The sequence below is a fragment of the Pseudomonas sp. G11 genome (genome assembly GCF_029457515.1).
Taxonomy (GTDB): Bacteria; Pseudomonadota; Gammaproteobacteria; order Pseudomonadales; family Pseudomonadaceae; genus Aquipseudomonas; species Aquipseudomonas gorinensis.
In genome coordinates, this window is record NZ_CP120377.1 from 437,505 (window position 1) to 461,620 (window position 24,116).

18 protein-coding genes are annotated in these 24,116 nt (G+C 58.5%); 15 read left to right on the top strand and 3 right to left on the bottom strand.

Translation table 11 applies throughout. The features are described 5' to 3' along the window. The first annotated feature begins 55 nt into the window (after window positions 1-55). On the top strand, window positions 56-1,780 hold the full coding sequence (locus P2T68_RS01920) for a ShlB/FhaC/HecB family hemolysin secretion/activation protein (RefSeq protein ID WP_024072698.1): 1,725 nt from the start codon (window positions 56-58) through the stop codon (window positions 1,778-1,780). A 30-nt stretch (window positions 1,781-1,810) separates the two neighbouring features. After that, window positions 1,811-9,925: a hemagglutinin repeat-containing protein gene (locus tag P2T68_RS01925; RefSeq protein WP_277378947.1), complete on the top strand. Its 8,115-nt coding sequence runs from the start codon at window positions 1,811-1,813 to the stop codon at window positions 9,923-9,925. A gap of 374 nt (window positions 9,926-10,299) precedes the next feature. On the opposite strand, the gene P2T68_RS01930 is transcribed toward P2T68_RS01925, so the two are convergent. Further along, window positions 10,300-10,521: a hypothetical protein gene (locus tag P2T68_RS01930; protein WP_102625238.1), complete on the bottom strand. Its 222-nt coding sequence runs from the start codon at window positions 10,519-10,521 to the stop codon at window positions 10,300-10,302. A 76-nt stretch (window positions 10,522-10,597) separates the two neighbouring features. On the opposite strand from P2T68_RS01930, the gene P2T68_RS01935 reads away from it, so the two are divergent. From P2T68_RS01935 to P2T68_RS01950, 4 genes are all read left to right on the top strand, one after another. Then, window positions 10,598-10,822: a hypothetical protein gene (locus P2T68_RS01935; protein WP_024072701.1), complete on the top strand. Its 225-nt coding sequence runs from the start codon at window positions 10,598-10,600 to the stop codon at window positions 10,820-10,822. A gap of 127 nt (window positions 10,823-10,949) precedes the next feature. Then, window positions 10,950-11,168, top strand: coding sequence for a hypothetical protein (locus P2T68_RS01940; protein ID WP_143036975.1), 219 nt, complete (start codon window positions 10,950-10,952; stop codon window positions 11,166-11,168). A gap of 242 nt (window positions 11,169-11,410) precedes the next feature. After that, window positions 11,411-11,860, top strand: coding sequence for a hypothetical protein (locus P2T68_RS01945; protein ID WP_102625237.1), 450 nt, complete (start codon window positions 11,411-11,413; stop codon window positions 11,858-11,860). A 342-nt stretch (window positions 11,861-12,202) separates the two neighbouring features. Then, window positions 12,203-12,703: an SMI1/KNR4 family protein gene (locus P2T68_RS01950; protein ID WP_081329136.1), complete on the top strand. Its 501-nt coding sequence runs from the start codon at window positions 12,203-12,205 to the stop codon at window positions 12,701-12,703. Between the two features lie 43 nt (window positions 12,704-12,746). On the opposite strand, the gene P2T68_RS01955 is transcribed toward P2T68_RS01950, so the two are convergent. Further along, the gene (locus tag P2T68_RS01955) at window positions 12,747-13,775 is read right to left on the bottom strand and encodes an IS30 family transposase (RefSeq protein ID WP_019818564.1); all 1,029 of its coding nucleotides are present in this window, start codon (window positions 13,773-13,775) and stop codon (window positions 12,747-12,749) included. 100 nt (window positions 13,776-13,875) lie between these two features. Here P2T68_RS01955 and P2T68_RS01960 point away from each other — a divergent pair, with 100 nt between their 5' ends. The 7 genes from P2T68_RS01960 to P2T68_RS01990 all read left to right on the top strand — a co-directional run bounded on the left by P2T68_RS01960 (window position 13,876) and on the right by P2T68_RS01990 (window position 20,286). Continuing rightward, window positions 13,876-14,130 (top strand): hypothetical protein, encoded by a 255-nt coding sequence (locus P2T68_RS01960; RefSeq protein ID WP_231808977.1) that lies wholly within the window; start codon window positions 13,876-13,878, stop codon window positions 14,128-14,130. A 624-nt stretch (window positions 14,131-14,754) separates the two neighbouring features. Then, on the top strand, window positions 14,755-15,153 hold the full coding sequence (locus P2T68_RS01965) for an SMI1/KNR4 family protein (RefSeq protein ID WP_024072706.1): 399 nt from the start codon (window positions 14,755-14,757) through the stop codon (window positions 15,151-15,153). 811 nt (window positions 15,154-15,964) lie between these two features. Beyond that, window positions 15,965-16,399, top strand: a complete 435-nt coding sequence (locus P2T68_RS01970; protein ID WP_277378948.1) for an RDD family protein — start codon at window positions 15,965-15,967, stop codon at window positions 16,397-16,399. Between the two features lie 45 nt (window positions 16,400-16,444). Then, the gene (locus P2T68_RS01975; protein ID WP_277378949.1) at window positions 16,445-17,074 is read left to right on the top strand and encodes an amidase; all 630 of its coding nucleotides are present in this window, start codon (window positions 16,445-16,447) and stop codon (window positions 17,072-17,074) included. 95 nt (window positions 17,075-17,169) lie between these two features. Then, window positions 17,170-18,798 carry a VWA domain-containing protein gene (locus P2T68_RS01980; RefSeq protein ID WP_069074986.1) on the top strand — a complete coding sequence of 543 codons (1,629 nt, stop codon included), beginning with the start codon at window positions 17,170-17,172 and terminating at the stop codon, window positions 18,796-18,798. 313 nt (window positions 18,799-19,111) lie between these two features. Next, entirely contained in the window at window positions 19,112-19,684 is a 573-nt protein-coding gene (locus P2T68_RS01985; protein WP_024072715.1) for an RNA polymerase sigma factor, read from the top strand. Then, the gene (locus tag P2T68_RS01990; protein WP_069074988.1) at window positions 19,681-20,286 is read left to right on the top strand and encodes a hypothetical protein; all 606 of its coding nucleotides are present in this window, start codon (window positions 19,681-19,683) and stop codon (window positions 20,284-20,286) included. Before P2T68_RS01985 ends, P2T68_RS01990 begins: the two co-directional genes overlap by 4 nt. A 183-nt stretch (window positions 20,287-20,469) precedes the next feature. On the opposite strand, the gene P2T68_RS01995 is transcribed toward P2T68_RS01990, so the two are convergent. Next, window positions 20,470-21,501: an SDR family oxidoreductase gene (locus tag P2T68_RS01995; RefSeq protein WP_277378950.1), complete on the bottom strand. Its 1,032-nt coding sequence runs from the start codon at window positions 21,499-21,501 to the stop codon at window positions 20,470-20,472. A gap of 116 nt (window positions 21,502-21,617) precedes the next feature. Here P2T68_RS01995 and P2T68_RS02000 point away from each other — a divergent pair, with 116 nt between their 5' ends. Together P2T68_RS02000 and P2T68_RS02005 are read left to right on the top strand one after the other, a co-directional pair. Continuing rightward, window positions 21,618-22,496: a LysR family transcriptional regulator gene (locus P2T68_RS02000; protein WP_277378951.1), complete on the top strand. Its 879-nt coding sequence runs from the start codon at window positions 21,618-21,620 to the stop codon at window positions 22,494-22,496. Between the two features lie 364 nt (window positions 22,497-22,860). Beyond that, entirely contained in the window at window positions 22,861-23,925 is a 1,065-nt protein-coding gene (locus P2T68_RS02005; protein ID WP_223817903.1) for a 2,3-butanediol dehydrogenase, read from the top strand. Window positions 23,926-24,116: the final 191 nt, after the last annotated feature.

A 24,116-nucleotide genomic window follows, 5' to 3' on the forward strand; every position in this document is an offset into this window, starting at 1 on the left:
GATCAGTCGACGCTCGATGTTAGTTTGCGGCCCCTAGATTTTCGACGGATCGAACATGTCTCTGTTATTGCCACGGACTCGGTTATTGCTGTGTACTTTCCTGCTCACTTACTTGAGCCTGAACAGTGCCACTGCCGCCCCCACGCCCGGGGATCAGGACCTGATCCGTGACCGGCAAAGCCGTCTTCTCGAAGAGCAGCGCCGCCGCCTCGAAGAGCTGCAGGATCTGCCGGGTAAGGGCACACGGCCCCAGGCCCCGGCCACACCCGCGGACACGCGTTGCTTCCCGATCAAAACCATCGAACTCAAAGGCGCCGACAGCCTGTCAGCCGCCGATCGCGCGCGCCTGCTCAAGCCCTATATCGGCCAGTGCCTGGGCGTCGCGCAGCTCAATGAACTGCTCAAGGCCATCACCGATGACTACATCGGCAAAGGCCGCGTCACCAGCCGCGCCTACCTGCCACAACAGGACCTTTCCAGCGGCCACCTCCAAGTACTGGTGGTGGAAGGCAAACTCGAAGGCTTGAAGGGCGCCGAAGGCAGCACGGTCACCGACCGCGAGCTGGCCATGGCGTTTCCGGGCAAGGTCGGCGAGTCGCTCAACCTGCGTGAAGTCGAACAACTGGTCGACCAGTTGAGCCGCTTGCCGTCCAAGCAGGCGCAAATGGAACTGACCCCCGGCACCCAGATCGGTGGCAGCGAAGTGCTGGTCAAGAACCAGCCGCAAAAGCCCTGGCGCGCCAGCCTGTCGCGCAACAACGACGGCCAGAAAAGCACCGGCGAACAGCAGTGGGGCGCGGGCCTGGAATGGGACAGCCCGCTGGGCCTGGCCGATCAACTGATCCTGCGCGGCGGCCACGATGCCCTCAGCGACCACCAGAAAACCTCGAAAAACAGCATGCTCTACTACAACGTGCCGTGGGGCTGGTGGAACTTCAGTTACACCTACAGCGAGAGCGACTACCGCACCCTGGCCGACCTCGATGGCTACAAGCTCAAGCAGTACGGCGACAGCCAGAACCACCAACTGCGGGCCGAGCGCGTGATCCATCGTGACGACGTGAGCAAGACGTCGGTCAACGTCGGCCTTGCCCATTTGCGCACCAACAACTACCTGCTCGATGCGCGACTGGACACCAGCAGCAACCGCCTCAGCGAATTCCAGGTGGGGATCAACCACGGGCGCCGTATCGGCAGTGCCTTCGTCAACGTGGACCTGGGCATGCAAAACGGCATCGGCGCGTTCGATGCGCAAAGCAACGACCAGGAACGCGATCGCGAGGGCAACCTCACGCCCACGCCGAACTACCGCAAATACACCGCCACCGTCAGCTACCTGCAGCCGTTCACGCTGTGGGGCGAGTCGTTCAGTTTTTCCAGCCTGGCCACCGGGCAGCGCAGTGAAGACGTGCTGTTCAGCCCGCAGCGCATCAGCCTCGGCGGGTCGGCGTCGGTCCGCGGTTTCAAGGACCAGCAATTGACCGGCGACAGCGGCGGTTACTGGCGCAATGACGTGCGCTGGGCGCGCCCGGTGACTTGGGACTGGATGCGCCCGGCGTTCCTGGAGTACGGCGCCAGCGTCGGCTACGACCAGGGTGTGATCCGCAATGATCGCTACAACGACAACCTCCATGGGCGCGTTTCGAGCAACTCCCTCGAGCTGTTCGCCCGCGGCAAAAACGTCAGCACCAGCGTGACCTTTGCCCACTCCCTGGAACGACCGACGGTGATGAGCGAGCGTGAAGCGCCGATCTATTTCCGCCTGGATTTCTACCTGTAATTCAATGCCCGCAACCTTGAGATTTTGAATATGGACGTTCGCCCCGTTTCTGCCCTGAAAAGCCTGAGCCAACGCGGCCTGGCGCTGATCCTGGCCAACGCGCTGTTCTGGCAGCCGCTGCTGGCCCAGGCCGACGGCATCGTGGTCAGTGGCCCGGGCACCACGCTCGGCCAGGCGGGCAACGGCGTACCGGTGGTGAACATTGCCACGCCCAATGGCAGTGGCCTGTCCCATAACCAATTCAAGGACTACAACGTCGGCCCCAACGGCGTGATCCTCAACAACGCCAGCGGCCCGCTGCAAAACACGCAACTGGGCGGGATCATCGTCGGCAACCCGAACCTCAAGGGCGGCGCGGCGAATGTCATCCTCAACGAAGTCAAAGGCGGTAGCCCCAGCCAGTTGCGCGGCTACACCGAAGTGGCGGGCCAGTCGGCCAAGGTCATCGTCGCCAACCCCTACGGCATCAGCTGCAACGGTTGCGGGTTCATCAACACCCCTAACGTCACCCTGACCACCGGCAAACCGGTGATCGATCAGGCCGGGCAACTGAAAAGCTATCAGGTCGACGGCGGCGCCGTGACCATCGATGGCAAAGGCTTGAACGCGAGCAATGTCGACCGCTTCGAAATCATCACCCGCTCGGCCAAGATCAATGCGCAGATCAACGCGCGCCAGCTGACAGTGATCGCCGGGCGCAATGACGTCGATGCGCAAAGCCTGAAAACCACCGCGCGTGCCGACGACGGCAGCGCCAAGCCTGAGTTGGCCATCGACTCGTCGGCCTTGGGCGGCATGTATGCCGGTGCGATCAAACTGGTGGGCACCGAAGCCGGCGTGGGCGTGAAGCTCGACGGCACGCTGGCCGCCAGTGGTGGCGATATTCAGCTCGACGCCAACGGCCACCTGAGCATGGCCCAGGCCGCCGCCAGCGGTGCGGTGGACATCAAGGCCGCGAGCCTGGAGACCACCGGCGCCGTGTACGCGGGCACCACCCTCAAGGCACAGACCAAGGGCACACTGAAAAACAGCAAGACCCTCGCCGCGCGCGACAGCATCACCCTGGCCAGCAACGGCCAACTGACCAACAGCGGCATCATCGAAGCCGGGGTCAACGCCGACAACACCCGCAATGCTAACGGCGACGTCACGCTCGACGCTCAACACATCACCAACACCGGCACGGTCATCGCCAATCGCAGCCTCACCGCCACCGCGCAAAGCCTGGATAACCAGGGCGCTACCTTGAGCGCCAAACAGGCGCTGAACGTCACCGCCGCCAGCGTCGACAACCGTAACAAAGGTCGCCTGCTCAGCGACGGCGCACAGACCCTCAACGTCAGCGGCCTACTGGACAACAGCCAGGGCGGCATCATCGACAGCACCGGTGCGTTCACCCTGAACGGCAATACCCTGGATAACAGCGCCGGCAGCCTGACCGCTGGCGGGGCGATCACCCTGGATCTGATCGGCGACCTGATCAACCGCAACGGCAAGCTGGCAAGCGTCGGGCCGTTGCTGATCCAGCGCGCCGCGCATCTCGATAACCAGGGCGGCAAGCTCGCCAGCCAGGGCTTGCTGACGGTATTCGCCAACAGCATCGACAACCGTAACACCGGCACCCTGGCCGCCAACGATGGCCTGGCCCTGACCACCAGCGGCCTGTTGCAAAACAGCGGCAACGGCCTGATCCACAGTGAAAAGTCGGGCGTGACCATCACCGCCGGTACCCTCGACAACAACGGTGGCCGCATCGCCGCCAAAGCCGGTGATGCGCGGATCGACGCCACTGACTTCAACAACGGCAGCGGCGCGCTGTTTGCTCGGGATCGCGTGCACCTGACCGGTATGAATGTGGATAACGGCGGCGAGATCGCCGGCAACCGGGTCGACGTCAGCCTCAATGGCGCACTGACCAACCGTGGCCTGATCGAAAGCGCCACGGCCCTCGATGTCCAGACCGCCAGCCTGAACAACAGTGGGCAAATGCGTGCCTTGGGCACCGGCGGCAAAACCCGCTACGCCATCGGCGGCCTGCTCAACAACAGCGGCAGCCTGGAGACCGCCAACGACCAATTGAGCCTGGCCGCCACCCGCTTCCAGAACACCGGCGGCAAGGTGTTGCATGTGGGCACCGGTGTACTCGACCTCAATGGCATCAGCCTTGACGATGTCGGCGGCAGCCTGGTGACCAACGGCGACCTGACCCTCGATAAAGCCAACTGGACCAATAGCACCGCGATCCAGGCCGCGCGCCTGACCGTCAATGTCGGAACCCTGAACCAGACCGCCACCGGCAAATTGCTCGGCACCCGTGCGCTGGTCGGCAGCGGCCAGGACTGGACCGTGGGCGGTAGCGTCGCCAGCCAGGGCAGCCTGGATCTTTCGGTGGGCAGCCTGCTCAACGACCACGGCCTGATCTTCAGCGGCGGCGACATGAGCCTCAAGGTCGACCGCCTGAAAAACCTCGGTGCCGCGATCTATGCCATGGGCAGCCTGCGCGTCGACCGTGATGGCCAGGGAGGCCTGGCCACCAGCATCATCAACAGCTCGGGGACCATCGAGAGTGAGCGCAACCTGATCCTGGCAGCCAGTACGATCCAGAACATCCGTACTGTGCTCACCACCGAATCCGGCATCTACAGCGCCTCCATCACGCCCGCCGCCTGCATCGAAGGGGTGACCGGCGGTGACTGTGACGGCGGCAAGCAAAACCGGCCGTTCCAGATTACCCAGCGTGACCGCTTCATCGTCAGCGACGCCACGGCGGGCTCCAGCATCACCTCGGGCGGCAACATGCTGCTCACCGGCGGCGAGCTACTCAACAGCAGCAGTAGCATCGCAGCCGGTGGCAACCTCACGGCCATCGTCAACCAACTCACCAACGTCGGCGTCGTGACCCACGACACCCAGTACGACCGCATCTTCACCTCCGAGCGCGAGCGCAACCCTGAAGGCTGGTATCGCGAGGCCGCGGCGTTCACCCAACGCTATGCCGCAGGCGGGGACATGAGCGGTGTCGAAGCCGCGATGGCCGCGTTCATCGGCAAGATGGAAAGCGAGCAGACCGGCCTGCGCAAGACAACCCAGTTAAGCGCGCCAGACCAAAGTTACGCCGCCGTGATCCAAGCCGGCGGCAGCGTGGATGTGAAGGCCCAGGCCGGCATCGACAACAGTGTCGTGCGCGGTGGCTACACCTACGTCGGCAGCGGCGCCAACACCCATGCGCCGGGCTACTCGACCCTGGTCAGCCTCAACCCGCAACTGCCACCGGACGTTGCCCAGCAACAGGTCAACCCGCTGGGCCTGCCAGGCTTCGACCTGCCCACCGGCCAGAACGGCCTGTTCCACCTCAACGACAGCGATGGCGCCAAAGGCCTGCCCACCAGCCAGTTCGCGGCCAACCCGCATAAGTACCTGATCGAAACCAACCCGCTGCTCACGGATATGCGTCAGTTCCTGGGCTCGGACTACCTGCTGACCAAGCTCGGCTATGACCCCGACACCGCGCAAAAGCGCCTGGGCGATGGTTTCTACGAACAGCGCCTGATCCAGCAAGCCGTACTCGCCCGCACCGGCCAGCGCTTCATTGACGGCCAGACCAGCGATGCCGACCTGTTCAAGCACCTGATGGACAACGCCATCGGCAGCAAGACCGCGCTTAACCTGTCGGTGGGCGTGAGCCTCACCGCCGAACAAGTCGCGGCCCTGACCCACGATATCGTCTGGCTGGAAAACGCCACCGTCGCCGGCCAACAAGTGCTGGTACCGGTGTTGTACCTGGCCCAGGCCAGCAACCGCCTGGCGCCCAACGGCGCGTTGATTTCCGGCACTGACATCAACCTGATCACCGGCAGCCACCTCAACAACGCCGGCACCCTGCGCGCCACCGGCAGCCTGCTGGCGAACGTCGGCGGCAACCTCAGCAACAGTGGGTTGATGCAAGCCGGTGGTCGCCTCGACTTACTGGCCGGCAACAACCTGAGCAACCGCGCTGGCGGTGTGATCAGCGCGGGCAACGTCAACCTCGCGGCTGGCGCCGACCTGCTCAACGAACGCAGCGTCACCACCCACGAAAGCGCCAGCAGCTACCGCACCGAACGCAGCGACTTCGTCGACAGCGCCGCGCGCATCGAGTCGGCCAACGATTTGGCCCTGCAGGCTGGCGGCAACGTCAACAGCGTCGGCGGTGTGCTCAAGAGCGGTGCCGACACCACGGTCAAGGCCGTGGGCGACGTGAACATCACCGCCTCGAAAACCCTGGACAGCGGCAACATCGGCAGCCGCTCGAACTTCATGACCATCGCCCAACAAGGCTCCGTGGTCGATGCGGGGCGCGACCTGCATGTGGTTGCCGGGCGTGACATCAGCATCGGTGCCAGCCAGGTCGAAGCCAAGCGCGATCTCAACCTGATCGCCACGCGCGACTTCAACGCCGTCTCGGCTGCCAACGAGCAGCATTCGGCGTCGAGTTCGAAGAAGGTCAAAAGCATTGAGGACCACGTCCAGCAAGTGTCCAGCGTGCTCAAGGCCGGCGGCGACGCCACCCTGAGCGCCGGGCAGAACCTGCAACTGGTCGCCAGCCAGGTGAATGCCGGCAACGAGGCGTACCTGGTGTCCGGCAAAAACCTCAGCCTGCGCAGCGCTGAAGACCAGGACTACAGCTTCTACAGCAAGACCAAGAAAACCTCCCAGGGCAAAAAATTCCGCCTGGATGAAACCGACGTCGTGAACAACGTTGGCAGCCTGGTCAGCGCGGGGACGAACAGCACCGTCGTCGCCGGTACCGACCTGCTGCTGGCCGGCAGTGCCGTCACCGCTGAAAAAGGCGCCACACAACTGGTGGCCGGCCAGGACGTGAACATCCTCGCCGTCAGCAACGCCGACAGCGCCCGTCACGAACGCAAGGAAAGCAAAAGCAGCTGGGGCGGCCTGAAGTCGAGCAAAGTCCAAGACAAAGTCGACGAAAAACGCACCACCGCCCTGGGCAGCATGGTCTCCGGCGAAACCGTCACCGTTGCCGCCAAACGCGACGCCACGGTCACCGGCTCGTCCCTGGTCAGCACCGGCGACCTCGCCGTCCAGGCCGGCCGCGACCTGACCATCGACGCGGCGCAAAACACCTTCGCCCGCACCGACATGCACAAGGAAAAGAATCGCGACCTCACCGGCGTGCTGACCGGCAACAAGCTCGGTCTGGATGACATGACCGGCAACCAGAAGCTGTACATCAACAGCTCGAAACACAACGGCACCGCCAATGAAATGACCTTGACCGGCAGCACTATCGGTTCGAGCGCGGGCAATGTGTCGTTGACGGCGGGGCGTGAGTTGAAGGTGGTGGCCAGTGATCTGGTGAGCACCAAGAACATGGAGTTGAGTGGGGCTGACGTCACCCTTACTTCGGGGATGGAGACGGCCAGTCAGACCAGTAAGGACAGTTCCAAGAGCTTGGCGGTTGGGCGGGTGATCGCGGGCTCGGTAGTGGACACCGCCACCAGCATGCGCGACGCCGTCAAAGCGGCACGTAGTGCTGATGACCCACGACTCAAGGCAGTCAAAATCGCCCAGGCAGCCCTCGCCGCCTACAACCTGAATGGCCAGGCTTCGGACGCCAATGCGCAAAGCTCCGGCTTCAAAAACAAAACCGGCGGCACGCCCGGCAACGGTTCGCTGATCAAAATCGGCACCGAACTGGCCAATAACCGCAGCAAGAACAGCAGCGAATTCAACAGCGTCACCGCCAAGCAGAGCACGCTCAACGCAGGGCAAGACTTGTCGATCGTTGCCACGGGCGCAGCGGCGGGTACTCAGGGTGATATCCAGATCACCGGCAGCAGCTTGAAAGCCGCCAACACCTTGTTGTTAGCCAAAAACGATGTGCTGATGCAAAGCGCACAAAACACCACCGACCGCAAAAACGAAGGGTCGAAAAATAAAACCGCTATTGGCGCCAGCTTCAATATTGGCGAGCAAAACGGCTTCACCCTCGACCTCGGAGCGCAGGGTGCCAAGAACAATGGCAACGGTAACTCCGTCACTCAGGTCAATAGCACCCTCGATACAGGCAGCCTGTTGTTACAAAGCGGTGGCGATACCACCCTCAAAGGCGCCCAGGTTCGTGCGGACCGTATCAAGGCAGATATTGGCGGCAACCTTAATATCATCTCCCTACAGGACACCGAGTCGTCGCGCAGCAAACAGAGCAGCGCAGGCTTCGGCGCCAGTATCTGCGTCCCGCCGTTCTGCTACGGCTCTACCGTAGCGGGCTCGGCGAACCTTGCCGCCGCCAATATGAACAGCGACTACAAGGGCGTGACCGACCAGAGTGGTTTGTATGCGGGCACGGGCGGCTACGACATCAATGTCGGCAAGAACACCACCCTGCAAGGCGCGGTGATTGCCAGTGAAGCGTCAGCTGATAAGAACCGGCTCAGCACGGATCGGCTGATCGTCAGCGATATCAAGAATGTCAGCGAGATCAAAAGTCAGTCTGCCGGTATTTCGGTGTCTTCCAGCAGTACCAGCGGTGCGTCGATGGGCGGCAGCATCCCGATAGCGCTCAAGGAGAAAGACCATAGCTACACCCGTAGCGCGGTCAGCGAAGGCACGATTGTGGTTCGCAGTGCCGAAGGTGCCAACGACCTGGTGGGGTTGAATCGCGACACCGCCAACGCCAATCAGAAACTTGACCGGCCTGATGAAAAGGCCATGCAAGAGCGTATTGACCTGATCCAAAGCTCGGCGCAGTTGGCCAGTGGGGTGATCAGTGCGGTAGGCAAGGCGAAGGCGGATGAAGCGAAAGCACTGGCCGATAAAGCCAAAACCCAAACCGAAACCGGTTCGCCGGATGCCGCTGGAACGGTGCTTGCAGCGAATGCCGCTTATACGGAAGCCCAGCGCTGGCAGGTCGGTGGCGACAAACGCTTAATGGCCGATATCGCGTCCGGACTAATCGCCGCAGGGCTGGGTGGCGCGCCTGTAGGAACGACGGTTGGTATTGTCGCCAACACGGCCTCCAGCGATATCTTCAACAAGATTGGCGATTATGCCCAGTCGCGTGCTACTGATCCGAAGTCGGATGCGGCCACCCGGGCGGCTTGGGCTGAAGGCGGTGCGGCACGTGTGATGTTGCACGCGTTGGCGGGGGCGGCTATTGGGTTGTCCAGTGGCAATGTGCAGAGTGGTGCGCTGGGTGCGGGAACATCGGCTGCATTGATGCCGACCATTGCCGACGCGTTGGGGAAAAATGGCATCAAGGGTGTGGATCAAGATGCAATGGCCGCCTTGATCGCGGCAGGCGCCGGGGCCGTGGTTGGCTCTGGGAGAGGTACCTCAGGTGCTGTTGTCGCGGGAGGAAACGCGATGTCGGTGGACGTCTATAATCGAGCAGCTCATGAGGCGGAGGTGGCGGCGATCAAGGCTGAGGCGCAGAAAGGTGACTTCACGGAAGCGAACCTGGAGAAGGCCATGTGTTACATCATCAAGTGCTGGGCTCATCTGGAGCGAGGGACTAAGGAGTATCACGATGCATACTTGAGTGAAGCCGATATGGTCGGGCTGAGTAATGAGCTTGAATGGGCAGATGCGCAAAGGGATAAAGGTCTGTTTAACTATTCGCTCACTGACTCGGTTTTTGATGCGGGAACGCGTGATGTCATTCCTGTGGTAGCTAACACCGCCAAGACTGTCACGGGAGGGGCAAGTGTTTACTCGGGGGGCACATTATGCGGCACAGTGGCCGGGTGCTTTTTCGGTGGGCCTATGATTGTATTCGGATTGGGGAATATTGAGGAGGGCACCTCAGCACTTTATAACCATGTTAATAATGAAGAGGGCAGTTATAATCATGTTAAACAGACTTTTGATCAGATTCCTGGCGGATATGGGCCGGTGATATATAGTGCCGCAGATTTCGCGTTGTCAATTGGTTCGGGGTTTGTAAAAGTGCCTCTGAAGATGGGGGTGGCTGATGGTTTGAACAAGAAAAAATCAATATTTGATGTGACGGTCAGAAAGTTTGATAATAACCAATTTATTCTTGGTAAAAAGGCGCCGTATGGTGGTGCAATGTTGTTATATTTTCTGTCCGTGGGCGCGAAAGGCAATAGCCTTTACAATGAGGCGGTCGATGCGAGCAAGTAAACTTATAAATACCCTGCTGCTGATAGTTTCATTGTTGGCGGTGGTGTGTGGGGTGAGTACGTTTTTCGGCATGATGGTCGCCATAGTGATTGGTATACTGCTTCGCACAGATTCGAACTGGGTGTTCATCTGGATTGGATTTCCCTTGTCAGCAATATTTGCTGTGTACTGGATAGTTACACGGTGGGATTATGTGAAATCTTTTATGTCCGGGCGTGATGGGTGGTAGAGCGGGTAATCGAGGTCAGATAACGTTTGTTTGAGTGTCTATGGAATTGAGCTTGCAATATTACGATCTTTAAAAATTAGTTTTTATTTTTATCTATTTGAAATTTTTAAATAAGGCGGTTATGAAAATAACCGCCCATTTTTACTTATGAAATTTGTGAATTCAACTTCCGCCCAATCACATCGAGCAAATCACAACCATCTCTCAGCGGAATGGCCAGCAACAGCGCAAAGTCGTGAAGCACTATCGCATCACTGCTGATATCCTCCCGAAATGCGAGGTTCTCCAAAAACTGAGTCACCGCACGAATGCGATACGCGGCGGCGTCAAAGAGAACATCAAGGGGCGCTTGTGTGTCGATCACCAGAGGGAAATAGGGGGCAGACCACGATTAGTGCACCAATGTATATTGGTGGTCTGACCCCTATTTCTCGGGGGCAGCAATGAGCATGGAAGACATAGTGGCTGACAGACTTGGAAGAGTAGTTGCTGATGGATTTGATATTTTTAAAATATCAAAAGAGGCACTTGATATTTACCAAGATCCAAAACTTTCTCTCACAAAAGCTTTAGACATTGCGTTGTTGTCACTAATGGCAATGGTCGAAGGGCCAGAGTTTGAGGTGACAGAAAAAGAATTTTATGATTTTTTATCTGATACTCGATAGATGTAATTTTCATATACCAAACTTGATCAAGCGGTAATCGGGGTCAGACCACATTTTTATAAAGCCCCCAAATAAGCGGGGCGAATTTCTCTTGGTTGCGTGGCGCACGTAATGGTTTCGGTTGGCAATGAAAAGAAATGAGTCTTGGTGGATCGCCATTTATCTTCCTTGTGCCTGTGCGTTCGGCCTGTTGTTTATGTGTGTGTTCTTTCAGGTTTCCGGGTATTGGTTGAGTGGTGGTGAAGACGTTGTCGGGCTTCTAAAAGAGTATATGACGCTCTATCTGGAAATAGCTGGGGCTGGCTTTATTCTAGGTCTCGTTCTTTGGTTTTTTAATGTTCGTTGATCCGCCAAGAATTGGGGACAGACCACGATTAGTGCACCAATGGATATTGGTGGTCTGACCCCTATTTCTGCTCCCGACCAATTTATGAGCAGATTGAGAAAGATCTTTATCTTCGAGATACAGTGAAGGGTTATCAACCCAGGTGGATATTTTTAGAAGCGCCCCCGGCAGAAAATCTTTCGAGATTGCTGGAGCTGAACAAGATTGATGTAATTATTCATAATTAGTTTTTGAGGTAGACAATGGCGAATACTGGCGAAACGCCCGATATGCTGCTGGCCCGACGCGCTGCTGAATTCCCGGCATTCAGATCTGAGCGTCTGCCGGTACTGCATAAGTTTTGTGAAAGTCTCGGATTTGATCAGCCACATGAAGTATTGATTGAGCCAAAAAGGTTTTTATTCCAGCTGGACAGTGGTTTTCAACGCGCTGACATCAATGAGGAAGATCGGGTTTGGTTTGTTACCCGTATTGGCTACTACATCGGCGAATACCTGATCTCCCTGTTTGGTGGCTATTGGCTACTTGATGAGGACCAGTCGTCCCCCTCTTTTGCCAGATACGTGGTCGGCGACTTTTCAAAACCAGGTGTTAAAACTAAAATCGTCGACCCATTCGAAATAGCACAACGCTATGCAACTACGTCGGCTCCGCGCTTTTTAAGACAAGAGATCGAAACAGTTCTGGACTAAATGGAACGGGGAATCGGAAAAATAGGGGTCAGACCACGGTTTTGCGCTTTTTAGAGTTCAGCAGAATTGCTCTTTTAAAATATTATTTATTTTTTGTAATTATTCGATTTTGTTGGCCTAGTGATGGAGAAAAGTGGACAGATTTATTTAATACCGACCAGCGCCAAACCTAAATAAATCCGTCCCCTTTTTTGCTGGCTGGACATGGGAGCATGCGTCGTCGTCGACTGCTTTCAATCAGGAAGGAATCATGCGATTAGTACCGACCGCCCAACACACACCTGGTTCTCCTTGGTGGCGCGTACTGCATCCCGATGCGGGGGCTGCGGGTGGATATTCTGAATGGGCAATTCCAAGAGGCGCCCCAAAAAATTAGGTGGAAGAATGAATATTGCTGAGTTGAACATCAATGTCGGGGGACGCCCCAGCGTGGGTTTCAGTGGTGATGACTCAAGCGTGCGCGCCCTTGAGGCTCGGCTGGGCCGTAGGCTTCCAGAAACCTACCTTCAATTCATCCGAAGTGCCAACGGTGGGCATCCTGAAGCCGGAAGTTTCTTTTTGAACGCATCACCAGATGCTAGCGTCAGCGTTGATTGGTTTTATTCACTAGGAGACGCAGGTATCGACAGCCTGGATAAGGCTCTTGATGACTGGGCTCAAGTGTTGGGGCCATTCATGTTGCCCATTGGGCGCGACGGAGGTGGCAGCCAGTTTTATATTTCGCTGGATTCGCCATCCGGTTCTGTTTGGTATTACTCACATGAAGGCTCAGAACGCACCCAACTTGCCGAAAGCTTCGATGAGTTTTTGCAGCAGTTGCAAGTTCACCTGGATTTTATTTGAGAGCCGTTATGAATGGCGGTTGCAGAAGCTGAGTGCAACACGGTTATTGATTTGAAGCTGGAGCATGATGCCGCATAGCCATGGCTTCCTGCATCACCTCGCCCATGACTTCGATCGGGCACTTGAAATCGAAGCGTTTACGGGGGCGCATATTCAGCTCCAAGGCGATGGCATTCAATTGCTCTTGACTGTGTACCGACAAGTCAGTCCCCTTGGGCAGGTACTGGCGGATCAGGCCGTTGATGTTTTCGTTGCTACCGCGCTGCCAGGGGCTGTGCGGGTCGCAGAAGTAAATAGCGACCCCTGTCTGCTGGGTGATTTCAGCATGCCGCGCCATCTCCCGGCCCTGGTCGTAGGTCATGCTCTTGCGCATCGCCAGCGGCATGCTGTTGAGCGCTGCACTGAAGCCCTCCATCGCCGAGGTCGCCGTTGCGTCGTTCATCTTCATCAGCATCAGGTAGCCACTGGTGCGCTCCACCAACGTGCCTACCGACGAGGCGTTGGCCTTACCCTTGATCAGGTCGCCCTCCCAATGCCCCGGCATCAGCCGGTCTTCGATCTCTGGCGGGCGAACATGAATGCTGACCATCTCAGGGATCTGGCCGCGCCGATCCACGCCACCAGAGCGCGGCCGGCGCGTCGTCTTGCCTTGGCGCAGGCAGACGATCAGCTCCTTGCGCAACTCGCCGACCGGCAAGGCATAGATCGCGTTATAGATCGTCTCACGACAGACGTAGGCATCTCTGAGGTTGGGTATGGTCATGCTGCGCAGCTTGCCGGCAATCTGCTCGGGAGACAAACGCTTACGCAGCATGTGGGCCACCAGTTCGAAGCGCTCGCTGCCCGGCACAAGCTTGCGCTTGGGGCGACAAACCTGGCGCCGAATGTTCATCTGTTGCTGGGCGCAGCGGGCCGAGTAAGCACCACTACTGCCTCGATTGCGCTTCAGCTCTCGGCTGATGGTCGAGGGCGACCTGTCAATCAGGCGAGCAATGCCGCGCAGGCTGAAGCCTTGAGCTTGACTGAGTTGAATGATGGCGCGCTCTTCGACGCTGAGTTCGGAATAGGACATAGGGGCAGCACCGTACCGGAAAGGTCAGGTGTTGCACTCAGTTTTCGCGGCCGCCAATCGATATGAGGGGAAGCCTTTTCTCCGGCTACTGGAATGCTACGTGCTTTCGGCTATTGATGAGCTGACAGACGAGCAGTGTGCGGCGTTAAGTGCGCTGGAGCCCAAGTTGCACGAGCTGTACGGGGTGCAAGGCAGTTGGAGTGATGTCGTCGCGTCTCAGATGGATTTTCCGGAATCCCTGGTGGAGAAAATAAAAGAAGTGTGGCGCGTGAATTCGGAAAAATTTGCGCGAGCTGGTGTAAAAATAAACGCAGAAGATTTTGCTAGAGACTTTGTGGATACCAATTTTCCTTGATGATGATAAAAGGGACAGATTTGAATGGCACTTACTTAGCAGCTAACTAGCTAGTGTGACTGGAAAAAAGAAAAAACAGAAAATAGGGGGCAGACCCTGAGGAGTCCCCACCGACCGGCGCCACGATTGAGAAAGGGAAAGGCTGGGAGCAAATCTGCGCCCGTTCACATTCAGCGGAGAAAAGTGGACAGATTTATTTAATACCGACCAACGCCAAACCTAAATAAATCCGTCCCATTTTTTTGCAATTCTAATCTCAGAGATAAAGTGTGTTCAGGTGTTTGCTTTATGTTTAGCATCGCTGGGAATCAAAGAGCATGCTTCCTCGATATGGCTTGAGCTGGTAAATGAGGAATTTTACTAGGGGGAAGAGCTCAGATTACTTTCTTGCAGTGGGAATTCCAGCGACGTGCTATATGCTTTCGATGCCTATAATAACTGGCAGGTCGTCGGAATTAGTTCTGAAGTTGATGTGTTATTTAAATAAATCTGTCCCCTTTTTTACTCCTTTTTTACTGAAGTCCAACCGATTCCGCCAATAAAGTTATCGCTGCCTCGCGATGTTCATCGGTAGCAGGTAACTCCTTGGTGGAACCAATTGCAGAAAGACTTAGGAAAATAGCTATGGAATATCATCTAACAGAGGGGCAGCTCAATGGCCCGGCTGAAATTTCGGCTGTTGATGGTCTGTCAACACACTTGGGAGTCGAACTTCCTCAGAGTTATATTGAATTCCTTAAGACGCACGACGGTGGCGAAGGACTCATTGGCGACAGCTACATTATTTTTTGGAAGGTAGAAGAGCTAGTCGCATTCAATCGTGAATATGAGGTCGAGACATATGCGCCAGGTATATTTTTGTTCGCTTCTAACGGCGGAGGGGAGGGGTATGGGTTTGACACATTGGATGCAGCAATGTCGGTAGTTCGAATTCCGTTTATAGGTATGAATCGTCAGTATGCTATATCGGTAGCGAGCGACCTTCCCGATCTATTTGCTCGATTGGCAGACCAAAATGAGTGAGCTTAATAAGCACTCACGCCCTAAAGGCATGGAGCTATTCGAGATTAAACCCGCTATCGCTGGTGGTGATCCAACCAGTCCTGAGAACAAAACTTGGTTGACGAGACAGCGGCACTTTGAGGCTGTACGCTACTGGAATCGGATTATCAGCAGTCTGCGTAATGAACGGAAGTAACTAGGGAGAAAAGCGGAGAAAAGGAGACGGAGAAAAGGGGACAGATTTATTTAATACCGCATTTCCTTACGGGGCAGCGCTGGGAGCGCTGCCTGAAGTCTGTTGTTGATCAAGGGTATACGTTTTACGAGGAGGCTTCGGGTGAGAAGAAATAAATGGATCGGTGGGTTTTTCTTATCGATCTCACTGTTTTCCATGATTCTGGCGGCTAGCCTGCTACTCGCGATGATCATCGCTGCGGTGATTTCACTTGCCCTGCACACTGACTCGCCTTGGGTATACAACTGGATCGGCTTTCCTCTTACGTTTGTATTCTCGGCGTATTGGATCCTCACTCGATGGACGTATGTGAAGTCTTACATATCCGGTAATGGGGGAATGTAGTGACCCCCTGCGATAAACCCCGACAGGTGCACTGCCGGGTACCTTTACCTGTTCAAGGACAATCAATGAAACCCGGAGAAAAGGGATTTATTTAGTACCAACCAGCGCCAAACCTAAATAAATCCGTCCCCTTTTTCCACAGAACAGCCACAAACACCATGACGTTAAAGCCACAGCGTATGGACGCGAACGGGCACGTACAACATGTGCCGGCCTCAATGACATCTCTTCGACTTTTGGATAAATGACTGTATGAGCGAATCAGTATCGACCGCAGGCACCTGGAACCTCGCCAGCCCAGGCAAGCGCCTGCTCGGCTATTTCATCGATATAGCGGTGGTGCTTTTCCTGCTGTTTTTGAACAGAAACCTCGACTATGCCTATTTCTATCTGGGTTCTGCAGGAGGCCCGGCATTGTTTGATGGCCTCCACTATGTGCTGCTGTTTTCAGCCTTCGGGTACTACTTGTTTTGCGATGCCTTGCCCAATGGCCAGAGCCTGGGCAAGCGGGTGTGCCGCACGGCCGTTGTGGGTTACCCGTACCCCACGAACTGCACGCTGTTCCAGTCGTTCCTGCGCAATTTTCCGAAGATGCTGTTCATAGTGCTGGACGGTCTTATTGTACTGTTCGGCCTGCGCCGTCGCTTGGGCGATATGTTGGCCAAGACGATCGTGATCAATCTCTGAGATCTACCGTCTACTGCATCCCGTTGACTGTATGGAAACCTGTCTATGACGCTGAAGTCCCTCGCCTTGATCAGTTCACTTTTGCTGTTGGGCGCTTGTAATCGTCAACCCTGGGTGGCCTATGTCGAGCCTGCCAGCGGTACTGACACCGCCCGGTTACGCGTGATCACCAACGGCGAAGTGCGTGGCGGCAGCTATGTGGGGTGTGTGGGCAATGAGCAAGGCTTGGCCAAGGCCGGGCGTTTTTATGACGGTGACAAGCCGAGCATCAACTACCCACAGTCACCCCTGATACCTCCTCGGTTAGGCATGGCGCCGCGCGTGCTGCCGAAGATGGCCGAGTACCTGGGGATGACCCGCATGGCCGAAGGGGTGTATGCCGAGATCGTGGCCGAGTACCGGGTGCCGGCGGGCAAGCCGTTCCTGTTGGTACGCGAAGAATTGGGGGTGGGCAGTTACGGCAGCACCTACAGCAAATGCCCGGCGCTGTCGCGGGTGTACACCTTTGAAAAGGGCAGGCAGTACGAGGCCTATGTCGGCATGGTCTATGGCGGTGATGTCGAGGGCAAGATGGGCGTGCGTTGCCCGTTCTTTGTCTACGAGTTGCAGGCGCCGAACCAAGCCATTCCCCAGGCGATGCAGTCGACACCGGCGGCGGATCGTCCTTGTCCTTGAGAGGCGGGTCAATCTCGTAAACGTGCATTAACCCGAACCGCCCTAAGCTTGCGTCTGACCTTGTGAACGGATTATTCATTCACGAGGTTCAGCTCATGTCCCACACTCTGCTGTTGTTGCGTCCTGCGGCCCAGGGCTTTGCCGTTACCTTGCTGGTTACACTGGCCGGGTGCGGGCTGTCGTCAGCCCCTGAGGTCGCCCAGCCGATTGAGCCTGCGCCCATCGCCGAGCTGCACAGCGCGCAGGTGCAGGGCGCTTTGGTCAAGCGCGTGGCGATGCCTGCGCCGATGCTCGTGCAGGAATCCGCCGTGCTGGACTATCGCAGCGAGCCCCGTGAGCAATACGAAAACCTGCCGGACAACCCCGTGCACCGTGTGGCGGAAACGCCCGTCTCGACGTTCAGCGTCGATGTCGACACCGGCAGCTACGCCAACGTACGACGTTTCCTCAATCAAGGCAGCCTGCCGCCCGAAGGCGCTGTGCGATTGGAGGAAATGGTCAACTATTTCCCCTACAGCTACGCGTTGCCCACCGACGGCTCACCCTTTGGCGTGACCACCGAAGTCGCCGCCACCCCATGGAACCCCCGCACTCAACTGCTGCGCATTGGCATCAAGGCCTCTGACCGCGCTGTGGCCGACCTGGCGCCGGCCAATCTGGTGTTTCTGGTGGATGTGTCCGGCTCCATGGACCGCCGCGAAGGTTTGCCTCTGGTGAAAAGCACCCTGAAAGTGTTGGTAGATCAACTGCGCGACCAGGACCGTGTGTCGTTGGTGGTCTACGCCGGCGAGTCCCGCGTGGTGCTCGAACCGACTTCCGGTCGCGACAAGGCCAAGATCCGCAGTGCCATCGACCAGCTCACTGCCGGTGGTGCCACCGCCGGCGCATCCGGCATCGAACTGGCCTACCAGATGGCCCGCAAGGGGTTTATCGACAAGGGCATCAACCGCATCCTGCTGGCCACCGACGGTGACTTCAACGTGGGCGTCAGCGACTTCGACAGCCTCAAGCAAATGGCCGTCGACCAGCGTAAAAGCGGCGTTTCGCTGACCACCCTGGGCTTCGGTGTGGATAACTACAACGAACACTTGATGGAACAACTGGCCGATGCGGGCGATGGTAACTACGCCTACATCGACAACCTGCGTGAAGCCCGCAAAGTGCTGGTGGATCAACTCAGTTCGACCCTGTCGGTGGTGGCGCGGGATGTGAAGTTGCAGGTGGAATTCAACCCGGCGCGTGTCAGTGAATATCGCCTGCTGGGCTATGAAAACCGTGCGCTGAAGCGTGAGGATTTCAACAACGACAAAGTCGACGCCGGCGAAATCGGCGCAGGGCACACGGTTACCGCGCTGTACGAAATTGTGCCGAAGGGCGAGAAAGGTTGGTTGGAGCCTTTGCGTTACACCCGCGAGCCGAAGGCTGAACACAACACGGGCGAACTGGCCATGGTGCGTGTGCGCTACAAGCCTGCTGCGGGAGGTGACAGCCAACTGATCGAACGGCCCGTCAGCAACGTAACCACCAAGGCCAGTGACGACCTGCGCTTCTCCGCGGCCGTGGCGGCCTTCGCCCAACAGCTCAAGGGCGATGGCCGCTACACTGGCAGCATGAGTTTGCAGGACACTGCCGCACTGGCGCGCTCGGCCCGTGGCGATGACCCGTTCGGGCTGCGCAACGAGTTCGTGCAACTGGTGGAACTGGCCCAAGGTCTCAAACCCTGATCTCGAACATGACACTGATCAAATGTGGCAGGTCCCGATAAATCTCCGGCTTGGCGCTGTGGCGCAGCAAACTGGAATCGCCTGTGGCGAGCGGGCTGTTGTGGCGAGCGGGCTTGCCCCGCGTTGGGCTGCGCAGCAGCCCCAAAACACAGCCCCGGAGCTGCCTGACACACTGCAGCGCTTTTATTGGGGCTGCTACGCAGCCCAACGCGGGGCAAGCCCGCTCGCCACAAAAATGCGGTTGTTTGAGGAAAAGTTTTGATCCTTCCACATTTAGATCGGGTTCAACTTTAAAAAGGAGTTCGCCCCCTACATGGCTGTTCCAGATGATTCACCCAGCGACGAATCGCTGCTGGCCCGCTACCGAACCGGTGACGCCGCCGCATTCGAAGCCTTGTACGCGCGGCACCGCCAAGGTCTCTATCGCTTCCTCGTGTCCCTGAGCAACAAGGCCGAGCTGGCCGAGGAAATCTATCAGGACACCTGGCTCAGCCTGATCCGCAGCACCACCCAGCCACAAGGCCGGGCGAGTTTTCGTACATGGCTGTTTCAGATCGCCCGCAACCGCCTCATTGACCATTGGCGCAAGCACGGCATCCACAACCCGTTGCACGACAGCTACGATGAGCAGTTGCACGCTCAGCCCGACGACACGGCCGGCCCCGAGCAGCAACTGAGCCTGAGCCGCGACCAGGCGCGCCTCGAAGCCGCGCTGCAAGACCTGCCCGAAGACCAGCGCGAAGTCTTCCTGCTGCGCTTGCATGGCGACCTCGAAGTGCCGCAAATCGCTGCCCTCACCAAAGCCCCGCTGGAAACCGTAAAAAGCCGCCTGCGTTACGCCCAGCAGAAACTCCGGCGCCTGCTGGCCGAGGAGATACCCGCATGACCGACTCCCGACACACCCCGGATCCCGACGACTTGCTGCTCCAGCATTTTCGTCAGCACAGCGGCGGCGAACCGCCAGCGTCCATCGACGCCTTCATCCTCAACGCCGCGCGCCGCGAGGCCCCAGCGCCGCAACCGAGCTTGTGGCAACGTTGGTTGCAAGCCTGCCAACGCCCGCGCTGGCAGATGGCATTCGCCACCGTGGCCGGCCTGGCGCTGATGATCGGTGTGGTGATGCGCTCGCCAGTGCCGCAACCCGAAATCTCCACGGCGACCTTTTCCGCCTTGCACGAAGAAGCTGCCCGTCCTGCGCCGCAAGCGTTGCCTGCACCTGCGCCGATGGCTCGAATCGCCGCCGCGCCCCAGGCTGAGCGTGCGCCGGTTCAGGCTGAGATTGCCGGAGCGCTGGCGGATCAGTCGGCGGTGAAGCTGAGCAAGCGCGCGCCGGTGGCAGTGCCTTCGTTGGAGGAAGGGTTGCAGGAGATTGTGAACCTGCGTCTGGCAGGGGAAACCAAGGCGGCGGATGAGAAGCTGCTGGCCTTGCATGAGCGATTCCCCGAGGAAGACCTGCCGGCGCGGTTGGAGGCGTTGCGCAAGCGTTGATCCACAAATAATGCCAGCCAGTTAAGCGTACATCGTCTTCTGTAGGAGCGAGCTTGCTCGCGAAAAACTCACAAGCGCCGCGTTGATTCAGGAAGCACGCGTTATCGTTGACGTTTTTCGCGAGCAAGCTCGCTCCTACAGAAAAGCTTTAACTGACTGGCGTTGGGCTTTTTGGCCTGGTTTTTACCCCCTGCCGTGTTGCTGGTACCAAGCCACCGTGTCGGTGAGGGTTTGTTCCAAGGTACGGAAACTCAGGCCGAGCTCATCTTCACTCTTGCGGTGGTTAAAGCAGGTGCGGTGCTCTTCTCGTATCAATAGTCGCAAGGTCGCCATGCTCAGCAAAATGGGCCTGCCGGTCAGGTAGGCATAGGTCTCTTGCACGGCGGCCAACAGGTAAAGCGCCGGCAGTGGCAGTTGCCGGGAGGGTGTCTTGACGCCCGCGATACGCCCCAGCAGCGGGATTAATTGGCGCATGGTCAAGTTGCGGCCGGCCGCGAGATAACGTTCGCCTCGTCGCCCGTTCTGGGCGGCGGCAATGAGTGCCCAGGCCACATCGCGGGCGTCGACCAGCGAAAAAGTGCCGGGGATCAGCCCCGGAAGCTTGCCGTTGATGACGTCCTTGACCAATTGTCCCGAGGACGTCGGCCCGCGGTCGCCAGGCCCCCACATCCAGCCGGGCAGCACCATGCACGCGTGCATCTGCGGATGGGTTTGAAGAAACGCCAGCACCTCACGGTCAGCGAGGATCTTGCTGCGGTAGTAGTCGTCCGCATTGGCTTCGGCCCGCAGGCACGTCTCATCGATAGGCGTATCCGGCGCACCGTCGAGCACGGCAATCGAAGAGGTATGCACAAACCTTCTGACACCCGCGTCATAGGCGTGCTGGAGCAGCGCTCGGGTGCCGACTACGTTGATCCTTTCGAGGGCTTGCCAATGGCTGCCGCCCTTGTAGTTATCGCGAAAGAACGCCGCGCAATGGAACACCGTGTCGCAGCCTTGCAGGGCCGCCGCAAACGTATCGACGTCAGCCATGTCACCCACCACCCGTTCCACGCTCGGCAGGTCGTTGAACTGCTGTTCGCCCTTGGCCTGCGAGCGCACCAGCGCCTTGACCGCATAGCCGCGTGCGACCAGCTCCCTGACCAGGTTGTTGCCCAGCAAGCCGGTGGCACCTGTCACAAAGGTGCTGCGCAAGCGGTTGGGGTTCGTGTTCATACAGGCCATATCCATGGTTTGAAAGGCCGCTAGATATACCGCTGAGACCGCGCTCGGAAAACGGCGACTGCTGCATAATGGCTTTGCACATTTGCAGACCAGGGAAGAACACGGATATGGCGCTGCAAGCAAATTGGGATGATCTGCGCCTGCTGTTGGCGGTCTCGCGGCGGGGCAGCTTTCTGCAGGCAGGCCAGTTGCTCGGTGTCGCTGCGTCGACCGTTTCCCGACGCCTGAGCCAACTGGAAGCGGCCTTGGGTGAGCCATTGGTCGAGCGCGGGGTCGAGGGCTGCTGGCTGACCTCGCGGGGGCAATCCCTGGTGGACGTGGCATTGGCGGCCGAAGCCGGCCTGCGCCGCCAGACGACGGTGGCAGGGGGCGGGGCGCAGGCAGCGCTAAGCGGCACGGTGCTGATCAGTGCGGGAGAAGGGTTTGCGACCTGCATACTGGAGGCCGCGAATCGTTTTACCGCGTTGCACCCTGGCTGCTCGGTGGAACTGCAGATCACCACCGACTTTCACAAGATCGTACGTGGCGTGGCCGACATCGCCGTGCGCACAGCGCACCTGGGGGAGCCCTCGCTGATTTATCGAGCGCTGGGCACGCTGGCCTATGGCGTCTTCGCCGATGCCGGTTACCTGCAACGTTTTCCGGCGATGACGCCGGCCACCGCGGCCTGTATCGCCTTGCTCCCGCCGCTGGACCTGCTGCCGCAAATGCGCGCGGCAAAGGCCGCCGGCCTGGACCATGCGCCGATCCGCGTGAACTCATTTGCCGTGCAGCTGGAATCGGTGAGGCGCGGCATGGGCGTGGCGGTGCTGCCGCGTATCCTGGCCGAGGGCCTGAGCGAAGTGTTCCAGGAGATTGAACTGCCGCCGATGGAGGTCTACCTGGTCACCCGGCCCCAGGCGTTGAAACAGGCGCATATCCACGCATTCTTTACCCAGCTTGAACAGGTGCTGCGCGCGACATTGCAGGACACGCCAACCGAGTGAACGCGTCGTTGCGCTGGTTGGCTGCGCCTGATGATCGGGCGGGGGCAGGGCGCGCCTTGGACCGAAACGTCATACCGTCGGCTTGGCCCGATCGAGCGCCGCTCGTGGACGCCGGGGCTGGCGATGAGACGCAACGTCTCACGGTCTCGTCGCTATCGCGTGCTGTCTGGCATGGCGCGTCTCATTTGAACGCGATGGCGGCCCTCCGTGGTTTCCATTGGGCCGCTCTAAAAAAGGGCTGTGCGGGCGTTCTTGCGGAGCTGGCACCGGCCTTGCTCTGGCTCTGGCAAACCGTCCGGCGCGTCAGTGCCAACCGTATCAAGGAGCCTTCGCTATGACCCTTTCGCTCAACTCGCAACGCAGCATGCGTGCCGCTGTCTGGCACGGTCGTAACGATATCCGCGTCGAAGACGTTCCACTGCCCGTTTCGCCGCCTGCCGGTTGGGTGCAGATCCGAGTGCAATGGTGCGGCATTTGCGGCTCGGATTTGCATGAGTACGTGGCCGGCCCGGTGTTCATACCGGTTGACGCCCCGCACCCGCTGACCGGGATAAAAGGCCAGTGCATTCTCGGTCACGAGTTTTGTGGCGAGATCGTCGAACTCGGTGCCGGCGTGCAGGGCTTCAGCGTCGGCGAGCCGGTGGCGGCCGATGCATGCCAACATTGCGGCACCTGCTACTACTGCACCCACGGGCTATACAACATTTGCGAGAACCTGGCCTTCACCGGCCTGATGAACAACGGCGCCTTCGCCGAACTGGTCAACGTACCAGCCAACCTGCTGTACAAGTTGCCGGCGAACTTTCCGGCTGAAGCCGGCGCACTGATCGAGCCTCTGGCGGTGGGCATGCATGCGGTGAAAAAGGCCGGAAGCCTGTTGGGGCAAAACGTGGTGGTGGTCGGCGCGGGCACCATTGGCCTGTGCACCATCATGTGTGCCAAGGCGGCGGGTGCGGCTCAGGTGATCGCCCTGGAGATGTCCGGAGCGCGCAAGGCCAAGGCCCGGGAAGTGGGGGCGACCCATGTGCTCGATCCCAATCAATGCGATGCCCTGGCCGAGGTACGACGCCTGACGGGCGGGCTCGGCGCGGATGTCAGTTTCGAATGCATCGGCAACAAACACACGGCCAAGCTCGCGATCGACCTGATCCGCAAGGCCGGCAAGTGCGTACTGGTGGGCATCTTCGAGGAGCCCAGTGAGTTCAACTTTTTCGAGTTGGTGGCGACGGAAAAACAGGTACTCGGCGCGTTGGCCTATAACGGTGAATTCGCTGACGTGATCGCTTTTATCGCCGATGGCCGGCTGGACATCACGCCACTGGTGACGGGGCGCATTCAGTTGGAGCAGATCGTGGGCCAGGGCTTCGAGGAACTGGTCAAAAACAAGGAACACAACGTGAAAATCATCGTGTCACCCGCTCGGGTCTGAAGCGAAGGATGAGCGTTGCGGTCTTTGCCCCGCCTCTACAAAAGCCCCAGGTTCTTTGACCTGGGGCTTTTTCGTGTGTAAGTGATGAGCTTGCCGCTGAATCGATGCTCAGGGTGACAGTGCTGTCGATCGCGCGATTTTGGCAAACAATTTGCCTATGCTATGCCAGCACGCCAAGACGGTTTTCAAAT